Genomic DNA, 18,846 nt, shown 5'->3' with positions numbered 1-18,846 from the left:
TCGGAGCTCCACGGGGGAGGGGTTGCGCATATGGCAGCGCGCGTGGGCCGGCTCGAACGGTCCATTGCCTGGATTCTGAGGAACATCGACGTGGTCGTCGCGGCGGGCGTCGCCCTGACGATCGGTTTCCTGGACATCTTCGGGGACGTGATCGACGACGACGTCGCCTCCGGAGCCACCTTGCTGGTCCTCGGCGCGCTCGCCCTCGGGTCGATCGTGGAGCGCGTCCGCCAGCCCGCGAGCATCCAGGAGGCGCTGGCGGGGACGCGGCGTGCGCTCGAAGACCTCACCATGGTGCGTTCCCTGTCGGGCAACGAGGTCGGCGAGGCGCTGCGCGAGGCCCGTCAGCGTACGAACCTCTGGTACTTCAAGGGCGGCACCGGGACCTATCTGCGGGCCGTGACGCTTCCGCAGTGCGTGAGCGCCGCCAAGGAGCAGCGCTCACAGTTGAATTTCAAGATCGACATCGTCAATCCGGCGGACGAGCGGGCCTGCGCCGCGTACGCCCGCTTCCGGCAGATGTTCGCCGGGCAGCGCAGCGCCGTCACCGCCGCGGCCTGGACCGCCGACCGGGTGCGCAAGGAGTCGTACGCGACCGTCCTCGCCGCTTGCTGGTACCAACGGCAGCTGACGACGCTGGAGATGAGCGTGCACCTGTCGTCGACCGTGCCGACCCTTCGTTTCGATCTGTCCGAATCCTGTCTGATCGTGACGCAGGACGACACGTCGCGGGTGAACCTCCTGGTCGAGCGGGGACAGCCGCTCTACGACTACTACGTGACCGAGCTGCACCAGAGCCGTGAGCAGGCCACCGTGCTCGACCTGCGCGTCGCCGCTCCGCTCGGCCTGGAGCCCACCGTCGACGAAGTGCGCGTACTTTTCGACGACTTGAGGCTGCCGCTCCCGCGCGTCTTCGCCGACGCCGACATCGGCGAGATCATCGAAAAGGCCCTGCACGCGGAGGATCCCTACCGGAGGTGAGGCGCCCCAGGCGCGGCCCCATGGACTACGACGAGCTCGAACAGGCCCTCGCGCGGGGCGGGACGTCCCCCGGCCCCCGCGACAGCGCCGCCGCCGCCCTGGAGGAAATAGCCTCCGGGAGGCGGGAGTTGCGTGCCGTGCGCCATCCGCTCGGGTTCCTGTGCCTGCCGCTGCTGAGAGAGGGCCCGCGAGGCGTCTGCGTCCACCTCTTCGAGCCGGGCGCCCGCGCCGAACCGGGCGCGGCGCCCATGCACGCGCACAGCTGGGAGCTGCGCAGCCACGTGCTGTACGGCCTGGTGGCCAACCTCCCGGTGCACGTGAGCGACGGGGGCGCGTCCCCGACCCACCGCGTCTTCGAAGTGCACAGCGAGCCGGACGGAGTCGACGAGATCCGCCCGACCCCCTGCCTCGTGCGGAGCGAGCCGGGCCCCGGGCTCGTCAGCTCCGGCGGCGATACGTACACGCTCGCCGCCGGAGAGTTCCACGCCACCGTGGTGGCGCCCGAACGGCCCGCCGCCACCCTGGTGCTCGGCCTGGCGCTGCCGGGACGGGTGGACCTCTCGCTGGGGCCGCTCGACGGGCGCCCCGCCCGGACGGTCCGCAGGCTGTGCGACATCGGACAGACCGTACGCACCGTCCGCAAGGCCCTCAGGAGGATCCATGCCGAGCAGCGCGCCTGACTCCGGCGGGGAGAGCGCCGGGGAGGCCTTCGCGTACGAACGCCGGGTGGCCGTCGCGGCCGCCCAGGAGGCGGGCGGCATGCTGCGGGGCCGCTTCGGCGAGGCGTTCCGGGTGCGCGCGAAGGGGGAGGACGGCGATGTCGTGACCGACCTCGACCTCGCCGCCGAGAAACTCGTCCTCACCCGCCTCCAGCACCACTTCCCGCACGACCGCGTCCTGTCCGAGGAGGCGGGACCGCTGGGTGCCGAGGGCAGGCGCACCTGGCTGGTCGACCCGCTGGACGGCAGCAACAACGTCGCGATCGGCCTGCCCGTGTTCGTCGTCGGCATCGGACTGTGCGTCGGTCAGACACCGGTGGTCGGGGTCGTACACGAACCGGTCACGGGCCACACCTGGCACACGGTGGCCGGCCAGGGCGCGCACGGTCCGCAGGGCCCGCTGACCGGGCCCGGCGGCGGCGTACCCCGGCCGGGGCCCGTCGTGGCCTGGACGCAGGGGCACGCGGTGGGCCGCGGCGACGCCACCGCCGCGGCCCTGCGCGGGGCGTTGGAGCGGCGGTGCCGGCGCGTGCTGCAGCTGTGGGCGCCGCTGCTGGGCTGGTCCATGCTGGCGCGCGGCGCGATCGACGGGTTCGTCGGTTACCGGGCCGAGGGCGTGGACCTGCCGGCCGGGGCGCTGCTCGCGGCCGAGGCGGGCGTGGAACTGCGCACGCTGACCGGAGCACGCTTCCGGCCGGGCTTCAGCGGCCCCGACGAGGGACGCAGCTTCGTGGCGGCGCGGGGCGCCGCGCTGGCGTACGTACTGGAGGAGGTGGCGGCGGCGCTGCCGCGCGCCTGACCGGAGCCCCGGCCCGCCCCGCGGGGCGCCGCCCCGCCCTATACCGTCGCGGCCAGGGCCACCGTCGCCGCCAGTGTGCCCGTCACCGCCAGGACCAGGCCCGTCCACAGGAAGCGCCCCATCGCGATCCGCGTCCCGTGCCAGCGGCACCGCTCGAACCACAGCAGCGTCGCGAGCGAGGCCCACGGGGTCACCACCGGGCCCACGTTGACGCCGACGAGCAGGGCCAGCAGCTGGGCGTGGTTGGCCTCCGGCACGGCCGTCTCGCCCGCCATGTACGCGGGCAGGTTGTTCAGTACGTTCGACACGCCCGCACCGACCGCGGCGGACCGGAGCATGCCCACGATCCCGTTGTCGGAGCCGACCGCCGCCGTCAGCAGTCCGTGCAGCCCGTTCGTGTTGATGGTCTCCACGACCAGGAACATCCCCGGTACGAGCACCAGCAGCCGCCAGGGGATCAGCCCCGCCCTCAGCTCCGTCCTCCGGCGCACGGCGAACGCCACGACGACGACCAGCGCGGCCGTCGTCGAGGCCGACCACAGCGGTACGTCGGCGACCAGGATCGCCAGCAGGAACCCCGCGCACGCCAGCGCGCACACCCGCAGCAGCACCGGATCGTCCGGCACCGGCGGCGACGGCGGGGTGTAGCGGTCCTGGCCCCGGCGCCCGCGCCGCCAGTAGAACCCCCACAGGCACGCCATGGTGACGGCGACGGACGCCAGCTGGGGCGCCCACATCGCGGCGGCCATCCCGGCCGGGGACAGGGCGACGCGGTCCGCCGCCAGCAGGTTCGTCAGGTTCGACACGGGCAGCAGCAGGCTCGCCGTGTTGGCCAGCCAGACCGTGGTCATCGCCAGCGGTACGGCGGCGATGCCCACCCGGGTGGCGAGCGCCAGCATCACCGGTGTCAGCAGCACCGCCGTGGTGTCCAGGTTCAGCGTGATGGTGGTGACCGAGGCGAACAGCACGCACAGCCCGAACAGCAGCAGGTAGTGGCCGCGGCCCGCGCGGGCGACCCAGGTGGCGACGACGTCGAAGACCTGCGCCCTGCCCGTCAGTTCGGCGAGCACGATCACCGTGGCCAGGAACACCAGCAGCGGGCCGATGCGCGCCATCGCGTCGGCGGCGGGACCGGTGGGCAGCAGGCCGGTGGCGACGCAGAGCAGACCGACGGCGAGCAGTCCGGCGGCCAGCCAGTCCAGCGGGTGCAGGCGTCGTCGTACTCCAGCGCTCAACGGGAAGACCTCCTACGATGGTCATTATGTTGACGGGCGGCGAACTGAGCGGTCAAGCAGACGAGTTGGACTTCTTCATCAGCTACTCACCGGCCGACGAACAGTGGGCGTCGTGGATAGCGTGGACGCTGGAGGACGCCGGATACCGCACGGTCGTCCAGGCGTGGGACTTCGTACCGGGCACCAACTTCATCGATTTCATGGACCGTGGAGTCAGCCAGTCCGCCGCCGTCATCGCCGTGCTCAGCCGCCATTATGAGCGGTCCACCTACGGTCGCATGGAGTGGCAGGCCGCTCTGCGCGCCTCCCCCGAATCGCCCGACCGGCGGCTGCTGACCGTCCGCGTCGACGACATCCCCGTCGAGGGCCTGCTCGCCACCATCACGTACGTCGACCTGGTCGGCGTGGGCGACCAGGAAGCCGCCCGCGCCATGCTGCTCACCCGGGTCGGCCAGGCGCTCGACGGGCACGCGCTTCCCGGGCGGCGGCCCGGCTACCCGGGGAACACCGCCCAGGGACCGCGCCGTACACCGGGACAGACTGCGTTCTCCGCGCAGCAGACCACGGGCGGGGCGGGCCGGATCGCGGGCCCCGGCCGGACGGGCCGCCGACGGCCCGTCCGGGTGCCCGTCTACCCGCCGGACTCCACCGGCTCCCGCACCCAGGACGCGGTGACCGTCCTGCACCTGGCCGGCCCCGACTTCGGACGCGGCCGCGAACCGGACACCCTGAGCCGGGAGCTGCGGGGCGACCTCGTCGAGCTGCGGAACGCGGGCGCCCCCGCCCCCGACCTGCTCGTGGTCAGCGGTGACCTCACCGCGTCCGGCAGCCCCCGCGAGTGCGACCAGGCCCTCAGCTTCCTGACCGCCGTCCGCTCCCAGCTCGAACTCCCGCCGCAGCGCGTCATGGTCGTGCCCGGCGCCCAGGACGTGAACCTGGCCGCCTGCCGCGCGTACTTCAGCACCTGCGAGGCGGACGAGGTGGCGCCGCAGCCGCCGTACTGGCCCAAGTGGCGCCACTACACCCGGCTCTTCCGCGACCTCTACCACGGGCTCGACACCGTCTTCGACAGCGACCAGCCCTGGACGCTGTTCCCCGTGCCGGAACTGTCCACGGTCGTCGCCGGGTTCAACTCCTCCATCGCCTACAGCCACCGCCTGGAGGACCAGTACGGGTTCGTCGGACGCGACCAGGCGGCCTGGTTCGCCGAGGCGCTGCGGCCGTACGAGGAGGAGGGCTGGCTGCGCATCGGGGTGATCCGCCACCCCTTCACCGAACGCCGCCGCCCCGGCGACGCCCCCGGCGGCCCCGGGGCGCTGCGGGACGCCGAGACCCTCACGCGGCTCACCGCCCCCCGGCTGCACATGCTGCTGCACGGTCCGGCCGGAGGCCCCCGTACGACCGCCACGGACCCCACGCACGCGCTGCTCGCGGGGGCCCCCGGCGACCTGCCGCTGTTCGGCGCCGCGGCGCCCGCCGGGTTCGGACTGCTGCGGGTCACCACCGACGGGGTCACCCGCTGGAACGGCCGGGGTGGGGCCGGACCCGAGACCTTCCCCGGCCGGTGGAGCCGTACCGGGCGGGTCTTCCCCGTACCGGACCGGCCCGCCGTCCCGTCCGCGCGGACCGCCGGAGCCGCGGCGGACGAACCCGCCGACCTGCTCGTCGAGCGGGTCAAGGAGGTCTGCCGGGCCCGCCGGGAAGGCGTCCGGCTGCGCGACGTACCACCCCGCGCGGAGGGCGGCATGGCCCAGCTCATGACCACCTGGCAGGAGGACGGAGTGGTGCGCCAGCAGCGCATCGCGGTCCACCCCGGCACGCCCGGCGAGGAGGAACTCGACCGCTTCACCGCCCAGGTGCACGCCGGCGGGCCCGGCTCCGAGGCGGAACTGGTGTACGGCGGCGCCGCGCCCGCGGCCGCTCTGCGCAGGCGGGCGGCGAGCCGCGGCATCCGGGTGCGCAGCTTCCTCGAGTTCCAGGGCCTGCTCGACCTGCGCGGTTACGTGGCGGCCCAGACCGCCCGGCTGGAGAACGGCGACCAGGACACCGGGGGCCTCTCCCTCCAGTACGCGCCGGACCTCTACCTCCCCCAGCGCTACCGCGACGCCGACCGCGCCGGCGGACAGGAGCGCGACGGCCTGGTCGAGGACCTGCTGGAGCTGCTGGAGGCCGACCACGGCCGGTTCGTACTGCTGCTGGGGGACTTCGGCCACGGCAAGACGTTCGCCCTGCGCGAGCTGGCCCGCCGCATCCCCGAACAGCTTCCGCACCTGACCCCGCTGCTCATCCCGCTCAGCACCCTCGACCGGGCGCACAGCCTGGAAGGCCTGGTCGCCGCCCACCTGGCGGCCCACGGCGTCGACACCATCGACCTGCGCGCCCTGCGCTACATGCTCGCCCAGGGCCGCGTCGTGCTGCTCTTCGACGGCTTCGACGAGCTGGTCAACCGGGTCAGTTACGACCGGGCCGCCGACCACCTCCAGGTGCTCCTCGACGCCGCCGTCGACAACGCCAAGATCGTGGTGAGCAGCCGCACCCAGCACTTCAAGTCCCACGAGCAGATCCTCACCGCGTTCGGCGAGCGCGTCGGACTGCTGCCGCAGCGCCGCATCCTGTCCGTCGAGGGCTTCACCCCGGCACAGATCCGCTCGTACCTCGTCAACTGCTACGGCGACGAGGCCGCCGCCGACCGGCGCTTCCAGCTGCTGCGCAACATCCCCGACCTGCTGACGCTGTGCCGCAACCCCCGTCTGCTCTCCCTGGTCGCCGACCTGAGCCAGGACCAGCTGCGGGCGGTCGCCGGAGCGGGGCGGGCCCTGAGCCCGGCCCGGCTCTACGAGGACGTGTTCGCCTCCTGGCTCGCCCACGAGGAGCGGCGCGGCCAGGGCGGGCCCGGCGCGGCCCCCGGCCTGACGCTCCCCGAGCTGTGGTCGTCGGTGACCGCGCTGGCCCAGCGGCTGTGGGAGAGCGGGCGCAGCGCGCTGCGACTCGACGAGCTCACCGAGACGGTGGCCGCCACACTCAGCGAACTGGCCGAAAGCCCGCTGTCCACCCAGGAGTCGGCGCAGGCCGTCGGCGCGGGCAGCCTGCTCGTGCGCACCGACGACGGGCTGTTCCAATTCATCCACGGCTCCGTGGTGGAGTGGCTGGTGGCGAAGGAGGCCGCCCGCCGGCTCGCGCGCGGGCACGACGGGCTGCTCTCCGCCCGCCCGCTCACCCCGCTCGCCATCGAGTTCTTCTGCGACCTCGCCGACCACGAACGGTGCGCCCGGTGGGTCCAGGACGTCCTCGACTCCTCCGGACACGGCGTGAGCGACGCCGCGCGCGCCAACGCCGTACGCATCAGCGACCGGCTGCGGGTGCCCGCCAACGTGGACCTGCGGGGAGCCCGGCTGGCGGGGGAGGACCTCTCCCACCGCGACTTCTCCGGCGTCGACCTCACCGGCGCCGACCTGACCGACACCCGTCTGGTCGGCGCGAACCTCTCCGGCGCCGTCCTCAGGAACACCCGGCTGGCCGGCGCCCGGCTCGACCGGGCGGACCTGAGCCGGGCCGACTTCACCGGCGCCGACCTGCGCAGGGCCCGGCTGACCCGGGCCGACCTGCGCGGGGCGCGGCTCACCGGAAGCCGGTGGCACCGGGCCGCGCTCATCGACTCCATCACCGACGACGGCGTGCGCTCGGCCCCCGAACTGCGCACCGCCGCCATCGCGCCCGGCATGCCGGTGGAGGCGGGCTTCAGGCCCTCGTCCGTCGGCGTCCCGTACGGCTTCGACATGCGCACCAGCAGGCTTCCCGAACCCATCGCGTACAGCCCCGAGGGCGAACTCCTCGCGGTCGGCAGCGAGGACGGCGGCGTCCTGGTCTGCGCCGCCGACAGCGGCAGGGCGCTGCGCACCCTCCAGGGACACGAGGGCCGGGTGTACGCCGGGAAGTTCGGCGCGGACACCATCGCCACCGGGGGCTCCGACGGCACCGTACGGCTGTGGGACCCGGTCTCGGGGGAGTGCCGGCACCGGCTGGAGGTCCACCCGGACGGCGTGTGGCCGGTCGTGCTCGGCGGCGGCGGCACGCTGCTCGCCACCGGGGACCGGGAAGGGCTCGTCACGGTCTGGGACGTGGCCACGGGGGAGCCCGTGCACCGGCTCCCCGGCCACACCGCCCCCGTCTACACCGTGGCCTTCAGCCCCGACGGCCGCACCCTGCTGACCGGTGACGCGGCCGCCGGCGTACGGCTGTGGGACCTCGGGACGGGGCACTGCACGGCGGAACTCGGCGGCCACCGCGGAGCCGTCTACCGCGCCCGGTTCAGCCCGGACGGCACGGTGTTCGCCACGGCGGACCGCGGCCGGGAGGGGCTGGAGACACAGGAGACACAGGGGGAGCAGGAGGACCGGGGCGGCACGGTACGGATCTGGCGGACGGCCGGCACACGGCTGCTGCACGAATTCACCGGGCACACCGGACGCGTGTACACCCTCGACTTCCACCCCGACGGCACCCTCCTCGCCAGCGGCGACACCGACGGGCAGGTGCGGCTGTGGGACCCCGTCGTGGGCACGCCCGCCGGGACGCTGGAGCGCTGCACGGGCGCCGTCTACCAGGTGCTCTTCGGCGGCGAGGGCGGGAACCTCCTCGCGGCGTGCGACAGCGACGGGGCGGTCCGGATGTGGACCGTCACCGCCAGGCGGCACGGACACGAGGTCGTCCTGCACGGCCGGCAGCCCGCCGAACACCGCGGATCCGCGTGGGCCTGCGCCTTCCGGCCGCACGACAGCCAGCTGCTCACCGTGGGCAACGACGGCGGCGCGCAGATCTGGGAGGCCGCCACCGGACAGGGCAGGCGCATCCTGCGCGGCCACGGGCGCCGGATCTCCTCCCTGGCCTTCAGCGCCGACGGCGCGCACCTGGCGACCTGCGGCAACGACGGTGTCGTACGGCTGTGGGACACGCGCACCGGGCGGCGCACCGAGGAGCTCACGGGGCGGGGCGACCGGCTGGTCTCGGTGGCCTTCAGCCCCGCCGAGCCGGTCCTCGGCACCGCCAGCAACGACGGTGACATCTACCTGTGGAACCCGGCCGCCGGCGAGTACCTGCGGGAGTACGACGTCGAGACCGAGCACATCTGGGCCGAGGCGTTCAGCGGCGACGGCCAACTGCTCGCCACCGCCAACGACGACGACTCCGTCCGCCTCTGGTACCGCAGTACGGGCGCCCACCTGGCCACGCTGGACCAGCACCGCGGAAGGGTCCGCTCCATCGCCTTCGCCGCCGACAGCGGCCTCCTCGCCACCGGGTGCGACGACAGCTTCGTACGGCTGTGGGAGGCGCGCACCGGGCGTCTCGTCGAGGAGCTCGGCGCCCATGAGGACAGGGTGTACGGCGTCGCCTTCGGACCCGGCGGCGCGTGGCTGGCCAGCGCCGGCTGGGACGGCACGGCCGTCGTCTGGCGGGGCGGCGAGCCCTCGCTGCGGCTGACCGGGCGCGGCGGCAGGCTGTGGACCCTGGCCGCCCATCCGGTCCTTCCGCTGCTGGCCACCGCCGGGGACGACCGCAGCATCGGTCTGTGGAACGCCGAGACGGGTGAGCTCACGGCCGAACTGACGGGCCACACGGGGCGGGTCCTGTCCGTCGCCTTCAGCCCGGACGGGTCGTCCCTCGCCAGCGGGGGCGAGGACGGCACCGTACGGATCTGGAACCTCCCGGAGGGCGGGGCTCCCGCGCTGCGGGCCACTCTGATCGGCGTGCCGGGCGGGTGGGCCGCCCTCACACCGGCCGGCGGGTACAAGTACGAGGGCGACGTGGCCGGGGAGTTCTGGCACGTGGTCGGGATGGCGCGGTTCAGCCCCGGAGAGCTGGACGCGTACCTTCCCGGAGTCCACCAGCTGGCGCTGGGGGAGGAGCTGTAGGGCCGGGCCGCTCCTTCGGCGGGGCCGGCCCACGGTGGACCACGACCGCGGCCGCGGCCAGCGTCAGACCACGACCACGGCCGCCGTCAGCGCCGAGGTCTTCATCATCACGAGCGCGACCAGCAGCACCAGCACCCCGGCGCCCACCGCCACCTGGATCGCGGTGCGGTTCCTGCGGGGCGCGTACGCCAGGGCCAGGCCGACCAGCGCACCGGTGAGCAGGCCGCCCAGGTGGGCCTCCCAGGAGGCGAACAGCGCGGAGACCACCATCCAGACGAGGAGCCCCGCCAGGAAGCGGTTCACGGCCTGCATGTCACGGCCCAGGCGGCGGCAGATCACGTAGTACGCGGCGGAGATGCCGAAGACCGCGCCCGAGGCGCCCACGACGGTCTCCTGCGGCGCGACCAGATAGACCACCACCGAACCACCGAGCGCGGACAGCAGGTAGAGACCGGCGTAGCGCGCCCGGCCGAGCTGGTCCTCGACGGTCCTGCCCACGTTCCACAGGCACAGCATGTTCATGATGATGTGCATGATCCCGAAGCCGCCCCCGGTCGCGGGCAGGTGGAGGAAGGCGCCGGTGAGCATCCGGTACCACTCGCCCTCGGCCACCCCGACGGCGGTCAGGCCGGGGTGGACCACGCCCTCGTGGAGGAAGAGGGTGCCCTCGGGGCCCAGCAGGCCCAGGCCGAGCATGCCGAACCGGTCGAGGAGATCGGGGCGCGCCAGTTCGCCGAGGTAGGCGAGGACGTTCAGCGCGATCAGCGCGTACGTCACCACGGGAGCCGCCGCCCCGGTCACCGCGCCGCCGAAGACCGTGCGCGCCTGCCGGACGGACTTGTGGCCCTCCTTCACGCACTCCGGGCACTGGTGTCCGACCGCCGCGTCACGCATGCAGTCGGGGCAGATGAAGCGCTCGCAGCGCGTGCAGCTCACGTACGTCTCGTACGCGGGGTGGCGGTAACACGTCGTGACAGCGGCTTCCACAGCCGGCTCCTTGGACTTCTGAGCAAACGGGGAGAGAGCCGGTGGGGTCGGCGGCGATCAAGATAGCGTACGGATCCGGCAGTTCCGCCCGTCCCGCCGATCCCGCCAGCCCCGTACGAAACGGAGACCCGACGTGGCGATAAGCCTCCACAAGGTCGAGGAGACCGCGCCCGCACTCGTCAGCTTCTACAAGAGCGCCGGGGTCTCGCTGCACAGGCACGGGCTGAACGGGCAGCGCGCGGCCGTCTACCTGGTCCTCGACTACTCGGGTTCCATGAAGCCGTACTACCAGGACGGCAGTGTGCAGGCGCTCGCCGACCGGGTGCTCGGGCTCTCGGCCCATCTCGACGACGACGGCAGCGTGCCCATCGTCTTCTTCTCGACGGACGTCGACGCGGTCACGGACATCGCCCTCGACAACCACCGGGGGCGGATCGACACGATCGTCGCCGGGCTCGGGCACATGGGGAAGACCAGCTACCACCTGGCCATGGACGCGGTGATCGACCACTACCTCGACAGCGGGTCGACGGCGCCCGCCCTGGTCGTCTTCCAGACCGACGGCGGTCCGATCAACAAGCTCGCGGCGGAGCGGTACGTCTGCAAGGCCGCGAAGCTGCCGCTGTTCTGGCAGTTCGTGGGCTTCGGCAACACGCGCAGCACGCAGTTCGACTTCCTGCGCAAGCTGGACGAGCTGGCCGTCCCGGCGAGGCGCCCGGTCGACAACGCGGGTTACTTCCACGCCGGAGCGGACCCGCGTCAGGTCCCGGACGCGGAACTGTACGACCGGTTGGTCCGGGAGTTCCCCGCCTGGCTGGCGGCCGCGCGGGCGCAGGGCGTCGTGCGATGACGGTCCGGGTGCTCAGGGCGGCCGGCCGTGCGGCCGTGGCGTGGAAGAACGGCGGCGGGGTCACCCGGGAGATCGCGGCGTGGCCCGAGGGCGCCGGGACGGCCGGTTTCGACTGGCGGATCAGCCTCGCGGAGGTCGGAGAGGACGGCCCGTTCTCGGCGTTCCCCGAGGTGGACCGGATCCTGACGATGACCGAGGGCGCGGGGATGGACCTCACGGTGGGCGGGGAGCGGCGGCTCGTCGACGCGCGTTACGTCCCGCAGGACTTCCCCGGGGACGTCGCCACCGACTGCCGGCTGCTCGGCGGCCGGGTGGTGAACTTCAACGTCATGTACCGCAGGGGCCGCACGGCCGCTCGGGTCGTGGTGGCGCGCGGCCGTGCGGACGTCCCGGTCCTGCCCGGCGGGACGGTGGTGATCGTCGCGCTGGACGGGGCCGCGTCGTTCGGGGGCGTCGCCCTCGGCCGGTACGACGCCGTGGTGACCGGATCGCCGGGCACCCTCTCCACCGGGGGACACGCGGCGGTCGTCACCCTCCCGGCCGGCTGAGCGGGGTCCGGCGGCGCGGCTCTCCTTTGCCGCGGCGGGGAACGGACCCGGACCTCCAGGAGGCCGCCGGTGTCCCGCCGGCGGTGATCCTCGCGGCGGCCTCGGCGGCGGCCTCGGCGCCGGCGGTCTCCGAGGCCCAGGCCGCGTAGCCGTCGGGGCGGACGAGCAGGGCCGTGCGGCGCCCGCTCGCCCAGTGCGCCACGGTGAACCGCGCGTCGTGGCCGGCCTCCGTGCCCCGCGGGGTGATCAGTACGAACCGGCCCGCGCGCAGCGCCTCGTACAGCCGGCCCTCCTCGAGCCGGACGTCCGGCACGCGCCTGCCGGTGAGCGGGTGGGCGCCGAGCGGCGCTCTGTACGCGTAACCGATGCCGGTGATCCGGCCGATCGCGCCGCGGGCCACCGGACGCACGTGGTTGACGGCCGCGGTCAGCAGGGCGCGGAGTCCGCGCTGCGGCGGGTTGTGCGCCATGGCGAGACGCAGGAGCGCGCCACTGCTGCGCAGCACGGCCCTGCCGACCGGATGCCGCTCGGCGTGGTACGAGTCCAGCAGGTCCTCCGGGGCCTGCCCGTTCACCACGGAGGCCAGTTTCCAGCCGAGGTTGGCCGCGTCCTGGAGGCCGGTGTTCATGCCCTGGCCGCCGGCCGGGGAGTGCGTGTGCGCCGCGTCGCCCGCGAGCAGGACCCTGCCCACCCGGTAGCGCGGGACCTGGCGTTCGTCGCTGTGGAAGCGGGACATCCAGCGGGGGTCGTGCATCCCGAAGTCGCTGCCGAAGACCCGCTCGGTGATCTGGCGCAGCTCCTCCAGCCCGACGGGCGCGGTGTCGGGGACCCCGCCGTGCGCACGGTCCCAGCCGCCCACGCGCCAGTACCCGTCCCCGAAGGGGACGAAGAAGCCGAAGGCCGTGCCCTTGCCGTTCAGCGCGACCGCGGTGCCGGGCTCCCGGGCCAGCAGCACATCGGCCAGGACGATCGACTTGATGACCGGGCGCCCGGGGAAGGGCAGTCCCAGAGCCGTGCGCACGGCGCTGCGCACGCCGTCGGCGCCCACCGCGTAGGCCGCCCGCAGTGTCCCGGCCGTCCCGTCCGCGTGCCGCACGTCGAGCGTCACGCCCGCCTCGTCCTGCGCGAGACCGGTGACCTCCGTTCCGTACAGGAACGTGGCGCCGTTCTTCCCGGCCCGGCGCAGCAGCAGCCTCTCCACTTCGGACTGCGGCGTCACCAGCAGGTACGGGAAGCGTGACGGCAGGCCGGAGATGTCGACGGAGAGGGAGCCGAAGAGCCGCAGCGCGGTGACGGTCCGGCCGGTGCGGACGAGCTCGTCGGCGAGGCCGCGGGCGTCCAGCTGCTCCAGGGTGCGGGCGTGCACGCCGAAGGCGCGGGTCAGGTTGCTGATGCCTTCCGGGCGCCGCTCCACCACCGTGACGGGGACGCCCGCGGCGGCCAGATCACCGGCCAGCAGCAGCCCGGTGGGGCCGGCGCCGACGACCACGACGTGGCGCCGGGAAGAAGTACCGGTCGTGCCGTTCATAGCGGCCTCCTGATGCCAACGCTTGTTGGTCAACGCTTGTTGGCAAATGTAGGGCGCGCGTCGCGTCGATGTCAACGGCCGTTGGCACGGGGGAGCCGGCCGGGAGGAGGAGGTGGCGGGCGGCACGGTCTTCCGGGGTGAAGGGGTGGCGCTCCGGCGGCATCGTGTTAGGGTGGGCGAGTTGCAGTTTTGGTACCCATAAACATTATGTGCGCCTGACGGGAATGCTTCCTCAGGCGCATTTTGTTTTCCGGTTCTCCGGATGGGGCTCATTGCGGCGACGTGGAATCCGTGCAGTGCGGATTTCCGGATCTGCCCCAGTTTTTTAGGAGAATGACATGGCTACTGGAACCGTGAAGTGGTTCAACTCGGAAAAGGGCTTCGGCTTCATCGAGCAGGACGGCGGCGGCGCTGACGTCTTCGCCCACTACTCCAACATCGCCACCCAGGGCTTCCGTGAGCTCCAGGAGGGCCAGAAGGTCTCCTTCGACGTCACGCAGGGCCAGAAGGGCCCGCAGGCGGAGAACATCGTCCCGGCCTAATTCGCCGACGCGATACCTCGCCAGCCGGGGCCCGCACCGTGAAGGTGCGGGCCCCGGCTTGTGCTTGTTTCCAGGAAGGCAAAACCTGAATGACCCGCTCCGAACGCCCCGCCGCCAGCGCACGCTCCGCCCGTCCCGTCCGCAACCGCTCCTCGCAGGCCGCCCGCGGCAAGGCCCCCGCAAAGGGTTCCGCCCGCAGGGCCGCGCCCGTGCAGGGTGAATTCGCGATGCCGGAGACCGTCACCCCGGCGCTGCCGGCCGTCGAGGCCTTCGCCGACCTCGACATGCCCGCGGCCCTGCTCAAGACCCTGGCGGCCCAGGGCGTGACCGAGCCCTTCCCCATTCAGGGCGCGACCCTGCCGAACTCGCTCGCGGGCCGCGACATCCTCGGCCGCGGACGCACCGGTTCCGGCAAGACCCTCGCCTTCGGCCTCGCGCTGCTGGCCCGTACCGCGGGCCGGCGCAGCGAACCGCGCGCACCGCTCGCCCTGGTCCTGGTGCCCACCCGGGAGCTCGCGCAGCAGGTCACCGACGCGCTCACGCCGTACGCCACGGCCGTGAACCTGCGGATGGCCACGGTCGTCGGCGGCATGTCGATCACCAAGCAGGCGAACACGCTGCGGCGCGGCGCCGAGGTGCTCGTCGCGACCCCCGGTCGCCTCAAGGACCTCATCGAGCGCGGTGACGCGGAGCTCGGACAGGTGTCGATCACCGTCCTGGACGAGGCCGACCAGATGGCCGACATGGGCTTTCTCCCCCAGGTCACGGCGCTGCTCAAGCAGGTCGAGCCGGACGGGCAGCGGATGCTGTTCTCGGCGACCCTGGACCGCAACGTCGACCGCCTCGTGCGGATGTTCCTGACCGACCCGGTGGTCCACTCCGTCGACCCGTCCGCGGGCGCGGTGACCACGATGGAGCACCACGTGCTGTACGTCGCGGACGAGACCGACAAGAAGGCCGTCGCCATGCGCATCGCGGCCCGCGACGGGCGGGTGATCCTCTTCGTGGACACCAAGCGTGCCGCGGACCGCTTCGCCAAGCGGCTGCTCGCCAGCGGTGTGCACGCCGCGGCGCTGCACGGCGGCCGTTCGCAGCCGCAGCGCAACCGCACGCTCGACCAGTTCAAGACCGGGCAGGTCACCGCGCTGGTGGCGACCAACGTGGCGGCGCGCGGCATCCACGTCGACGACCTCGACCTCGTGGTCAACGTCGACCCGCCGACCGACCACAAGGACTACCTGCACCGCGGCGGCCGTACCGCCCGCGCCGGCGAGTCCGGCAGCGTCGTCACGCTGGTACTGCCCGACGAGAAGCGCGAGATGACGCAGCTGATGTCGGCCGCCGGCATCGTTCCGCAGACGGCGCGGGTCAAGTCCAGCGACGACGAGCTCGCCCGGATCACCGGTGCGCGGGAGCCCTCGGGCGTCGCCATCGTGATCGAGGTTCCGCAGCAGCAGCAGGCTTCCGCGCAGCCGAAGCGGCGTCCGCAGAGCGGCGGCCGCGGTGGTGGCGCCGGTCGTGGCGGCGGCGCCGGCCGCGGGGGCGGCACCGCCGGTGGAACCCGTACGCAGGGGGGTGGCCGTACACAGGGCGAACGTACCCAGGGCGCCGGTCGCGGCCAGGGCGAGCGCGCCCAGGCGGGTGGCCGTGCCCAGGGTGAGCGTGGTGGAGCCGCCCGTACGCAGGGCGGCGGCCGTGGGCAGGGCGCTCAGGCCGGCGGTGGCCGGGGCCAGGGCGAGCGTGCTCCCGGCAGCCGTGGCAGGGGCCGGGGCAGCCGCAGCGCCGCCGCCTAGACCGGCGCGCGGGGCGGGTCTTTCCCCCGCCCCGCCCCGTCGCACCTCCCGTGACCGGGGCAGACCCCCGGGCCTCTGGGCCCCGGACGTCCCACGGGCGTGCCCCCGGTCGCAGGAGAGGCCGGGGAGCGGGGTCCGGGCGGAGCCGCCGGAAGCGGCGAGGCGGGAGACGGGAAAGCGGAGGCTTCTCAGCGGTGGCGCGGCGGCGTGCGCTCCAGCCGGCGCCGTACCGCCGCGTCCTCGATGTGCTCCAGCGCCTCCACCGCTGTCGCGTACGCGTACCCCTCCGGGTCCTCGTCGCCCAGCAGACGGGCCAGCGCATCGGCCGCCCGGGGATCTCGGCGCGCCGCCAGACCGCGCGCCGCCTCCGCCGCCGTGTCGGCGTCGTGGTCCTCCAGCCGGTCCGCCAGCGCGTCGCGGATCTCCGGGGTGTCGGCGTCAAAACCGGCGAGCGCCAGCGTCGCCCAGTCGCGCACCTCGTCGTCGGGGTCGCGGCTGAGCGCGACCAGCGCCGCCACGCCCTCCTGGTGACCGGCGGGGACGAGGCCGAGGAGGGAGAGGGCCACCCGGTGCCGCACCTCGGCGTCGGGGTGGTCCGCGTGGCGCAGGATCTCGGGCAGGGCGGCAGGGTCGCCGTGGTGCCCGAGCGCCAGCACGGCGGCCTGGACCGGTTCGGGGTCCCGGGCCTCGCGCGCCAGCTCCCGCAGCAGCGGCAGGGCGCGCGCCGCGAACGGCTTCCCGCCCTGCTCGAACCCCAGTTGCGCCAGGACGTCGGCGGCGAAGGTCTGCCGATGGGGGTCGCCGCTCGCGCACCACTCGGACGCCGCCCGGAACGTCTCCTCGTCGCCGCGCCGCCACAGCACGGCCACCGACTCCATCCACTCGTCCCGGCCGGGACCGCCGCCGCTCAGAGCCCGTTCGGCGAGTTCGGCGAAGGGGGTGCGGATGCCCAGCCGCTCCTCCAGAAGAGTCGCGATCGCGGCGTGACCGGTCTGCTGCTCGGCGCCGGCGGACGGTCTGCCGTCCCGCAGCAGCTCGACGACGACGGTCACCCCGCCGTCCTCCTCGATGCGGCTGGTGACGGTCTCGGGCTTTGCCCCGCCGTCCGCGAACGTCTCCAGGAGCCCCGCCCGCAACTCCTCCTCCACATCGGCCCCGAGCCACCGCCGCGCCTCCTCCAGCGCCTCCCGCCGCGCCGAAGCACCGTGCCGCAGAAGCGTCCGTACGGTCTCGGTGGACCCGCGCCGCGCGGCGAGCACCAGGGGCGGCTCGGTGCCGGGCGCCGGGAGGCCGGGGTCGGCGCCGTGCTCCAGAAGGGCCTCCACGGTCTCCGCGTGCCCCTGCCCGGCGGCCCAGGCCAGCGCGGTGAACCCGAGGGCCTCACGCAGGTCCGGCGTCGCGCCCGCCGACAGCAGGGCCTCCACGACCTCGGTGCGGCCGCCGGCCGCCGCGCCGCACAGGGGCAGGTCGCCGCCCTCCGGGCCGTCCTCCGGGCCGCTCGCCCGGTCGGGGTCGGCGCCCGCCGCGAGCAGCAGCCGCACCATGCCGGGACGGTCCTGCACGGACGCCGTGTAGAGCGCGGTCGCGCCTTCTTCGTCGGTGGCCTCGGCAGGGACGCCGGAACGCAGCAGCCGTACGACGGCATCGTCCCCGCCTTCGTACACGGCTTCGAACAGGGTGTGGGGGCCCGCTGCCGGATCGTTCGTCATGTCCCGACCCTACGCGCGCGGGTTCAGGTGTCGCATTCGAAAACCGTGCGGCAGAGCGCGCAGCGCGCCCGTACGCGGCCGCGCACGGGGATCCGGATGCGCTGCCGGCAGGTGGGGCAGGGGAACGAGACGCGCAGCGCGTCGCGCCCGCCGCCCTCGAAGGCGTACGGAGAGCCGGGGTCGGCGCGGCCGCCGTGCTCCTGCGCGTGCCGCCGCTGCCTGGCGTACCGGCGGCGTCCCGCCCAGCCGGCGGCGGTCAGCGGCGGCTGCTGCTCGTCGCGGCGGGCCTGTGCGAGGCCCTGGGTGTACGCCGTGTACGCCTGCGCGCTGGTGAACCAGGGCGAGGGGTCCTCGCCGAAGGCGATCGCTCGTTTCGCCAGGACGTATCCGAACTCCTCCGGGGTGAGGTAGCCGAGCTTCTGGCTGGACACGCCGTCCTCGCGGAACGCGTCGAGCAGCAGCCAGCCCGCCCCGAGGTACGTCGTGACGGTGTCGGTGAGGATCTCGTTGTCGCGGGTGCCGGCGAAGGCCAGGCCGAGCCGGTGCAGCAGCACATGCGTGATCTCGTGGGCGAGGGCGGCGCCGATGTCGCACCGGTGCGTCCGGAAGCGGTCGTTGAGCTCGACGAAGTACTCCGGGCCCGCCGTCAGCTCCACGCTCGCGGCGTGCTCCATCTCGCGGAAGCTCACGATCACGCGGGCGTCCGGCAGGCGCAGGTGGTGGACGAGGGCGCGGGCCACGCGCTGGGCGCCGAGGTGGAGGTCGTCCTGGTCGCAGAAGGCCACGTCGGCGGGGAGGACGCTCGGGGCGTAGGAGTGCACACCGTCGTACGAGAGCCGCTTGTGGAGCGCGGTGATGGCGGACCGCACGGTGGCCAGGTGCGGATAGCCGTGTACGACCTCGCTCCCGCTGGTCACGTCGGCACTCACCCCCACACGCCTGCGGCACGACGGTGAACAGGTCTCCACTGTAAGCCGATTCGGCGGGTCCGGCGGGCTCCGGCGGGGCATTGGCCGGCTCCGGGGGACCGGCCGGCTCCGGGGGCCGCGGCCCGCCTCGGCGGCCTCGGCGGCCTCGGCGAACGGGGAGGGCGCCGCCCGGCGCGCGGGAGGTGGCTGGATTGCCTCCCTTGCCGGGCGGGCGGGCGGCTCCGCATAATCCAGCAACGCTTTGACGGGCGCATGCCATCTTTTTTCGGTGGTGTGCGTGCTGTCCGTCGGACGCGCGCACAGCAACCCCCCACGGT

Annotated in this window: 13 protein-coding genes; 8 read left to right on the top strand and 5 right to left on the bottom strand. The window is 73.8% G+C overall.

Features of this window, described 5'->3' with window-relative positions:
* The first annotated feature begins 30 nt into the window (after positions 1–30).
* From ACWD0Y_RS04355 to ACWD0Y_RS04345, 3 genes are read left to right on the top strand one after another with little or no spacing between them, the layout of a single operon-like run.
* Entirely contained in the window at positions 31–981 is a 951-nt protein-coding gene (locus ACWD0Y_RS04355; RefSeq protein WP_450258956.1) for a hypothetical protein, read from the top strand.
* 20 nt (positions 982–1,001) lie between these two features.
* Positions 1,002–1,661, top strand: a complete 660-nt coding sequence (locus ACWD0Y_RS04350) for a hypothetical protein (RefSeq protein ID WP_450258955.1) — start codon at positions 1,002–1,004, stop codon at positions 1,659–1,661.
* Positions 1,642–2,499: an inositol monophosphatase family protein gene (locus tag ACWD0Y_RS04345; RefSeq protein ID WP_450258954.1), complete on the top strand. Its 858-nt coding sequence runs from the start codon at positions 1,642–1,644 to the stop codon at positions 2,497–2,499. The genes ACWD0Y_RS04350 and ACWD0Y_RS04345 overlap by 20 nt, the downstream gene beginning before the upstream one ends.
* Before the next feature lie 38 nt (positions 2,500–2,537).
* Here ACWD0Y_RS04345 and ACWD0Y_RS04340 read toward each other — a convergent pair whose 3' ends face one another.
* Positions 2,538–3,734, bottom strand: coding sequence for an SLC13 family permease (locus ACWD0Y_RS04340; protein ID WP_450258953.1), 1,197 nt, complete (start codon positions 3,732–3,734; stop codon positions 2,538–2,540).
* Positions 3,735–3,760: 26 nt separating this feature from the next.
* Between ACWD0Y_RS04340 and ACWD0Y_RS04335 the strand changes: the two genes are divergently transcribed.
* The gene (locus ACWD0Y_RS04335; protein ID WP_450258952.1) at positions 3,761–9,643 is read left to right on the top strand and encodes a WD40 domain-containing protein; all 5,883 of its coding nucleotides are present in this window, start codon (positions 3,761–3,763) and stop codon (positions 9,641–9,643) included.
* A 63-nt stretch (positions 9,644–9,706) separates the two neighbouring features.
* On the opposite strand, the gene ACWD0Y_RS04330 is transcribed toward ACWD0Y_RS04335, so the two are convergent.
* Positions 9,707–10,630, bottom strand: coding sequence for a rhomboid family intramembrane serine protease (locus ACWD0Y_RS04330; RefSeq protein ID WP_450258951.1), 924 nt, complete (start codon positions 10,628–10,630; stop codon positions 9,707–9,709).
* 133 nt (positions 10,631–10,763) lie between these two features.
* Between ACWD0Y_RS04330 and ACWD0Y_RS04325 the strand changes: the two genes are divergently transcribed.
* Together ACWD0Y_RS04325 and ACWD0Y_RS04320 are read left to right on the top strand one after the other, a co-directional pair.
* Complete coding sequence (locus tag ACWD0Y_RS04325; protein ID WP_450258950.1) at positions 10,764–11,480, top strand: VWA domain-containing protein; 717 nt, start codon at positions 10,764–10,766, stop codon at positions 11,478–11,480.
* Positions 11,477–12,028, top strand: a complete 552-nt coding sequence (locus ACWD0Y_RS04320; RefSeq protein WP_450258949.1) for a HutD/Ves family protein — start codon at positions 11,477–11,479, stop codon at positions 12,026–12,028. Before ACWD0Y_RS04325 ends, ACWD0Y_RS04320 begins: the two co-directional genes overlap by 4 nt.
* Here the strand turns inward: ACWD0Y_RS04320 and ACWD0Y_RS04315 are convergent.
* A complete protein-coding gene (locus ACWD0Y_RS04315; RefSeq protein ID WP_450258948.1) occupies positions 12,009–13,556 on the bottom strand; it encodes an FAD-dependent monooxygenase in 1,548 nt (515 codons plus the stop codon). The two genes, ACWD0Y_RS04320 and ACWD0Y_RS04315, sit on opposite strands and share 20 nt — an antisense overlap.
* Positions 13,557–13,894: 338 nt before the next feature.
* On the opposite strand from ACWD0Y_RS04315, the gene ACWD0Y_RS04310 reads away from it, so the two are divergent.
* Positions 13,895–14,098 (top strand): cold-shock protein, encoded by a 204-nt coding sequence (locus ACWD0Y_RS04310; RefSeq protein WP_015607926.1) that lies wholly within the window; start codon positions 13,895–13,897, stop codon positions 14,096–14,098.
* Positions 14,099–14,187: 89 nt separating this feature from the next.
* A complete protein-coding gene (locus ACWD0Y_RS04305; protein ID WP_450258947.1) occupies positions 14,188–15,891 on the top strand; it encodes a DEAD/DEAH box helicase in 1,704 nt (567 codons plus the stop codon).
* 188 nt (positions 15,892–16,079) lie between these two features.
* On the opposite strand, the gene ACWD0Y_RS04300 is transcribed toward ACWD0Y_RS04305, so the two are convergent.
* Together ACWD0Y_RS04300 and ACWD0Y_RS04295 are read right to left on the bottom strand one after the other, a co-directional pair.
* Positions 16,080–17,600 carry an ankyrin repeat domain-containing protein gene (locus ACWD0Y_RS04300; RefSeq protein ID WP_450258946.1) on the bottom strand — a complete coding sequence of 507 codons (1,521 nt, stop codon included), beginning with the start codon at positions 17,598–17,600 and terminating at the stop codon, positions 16,080–16,082.
* Between the two features lie 23 nt (positions 17,601–17,623).
* Positions 17,624–18,517, bottom strand: coding sequence for a hypothetical protein (locus ACWD0Y_RS04295; RefSeq protein ID WP_450259017.1), 894 nt, complete (start codon positions 18,515–18,517; stop codon positions 17,624–17,626).
* Positions 18,518–18,846 lie beyond the last annotated feature (329 nt).

The sequence above is a fragment of the Streptomyces altiplanensis genome (genome assembly GCF_053591575.1).
Note: the sequence above shows the minus strand (reverse complement) of the source record. Positions and strands in the feature narration are given on the sequence as shown.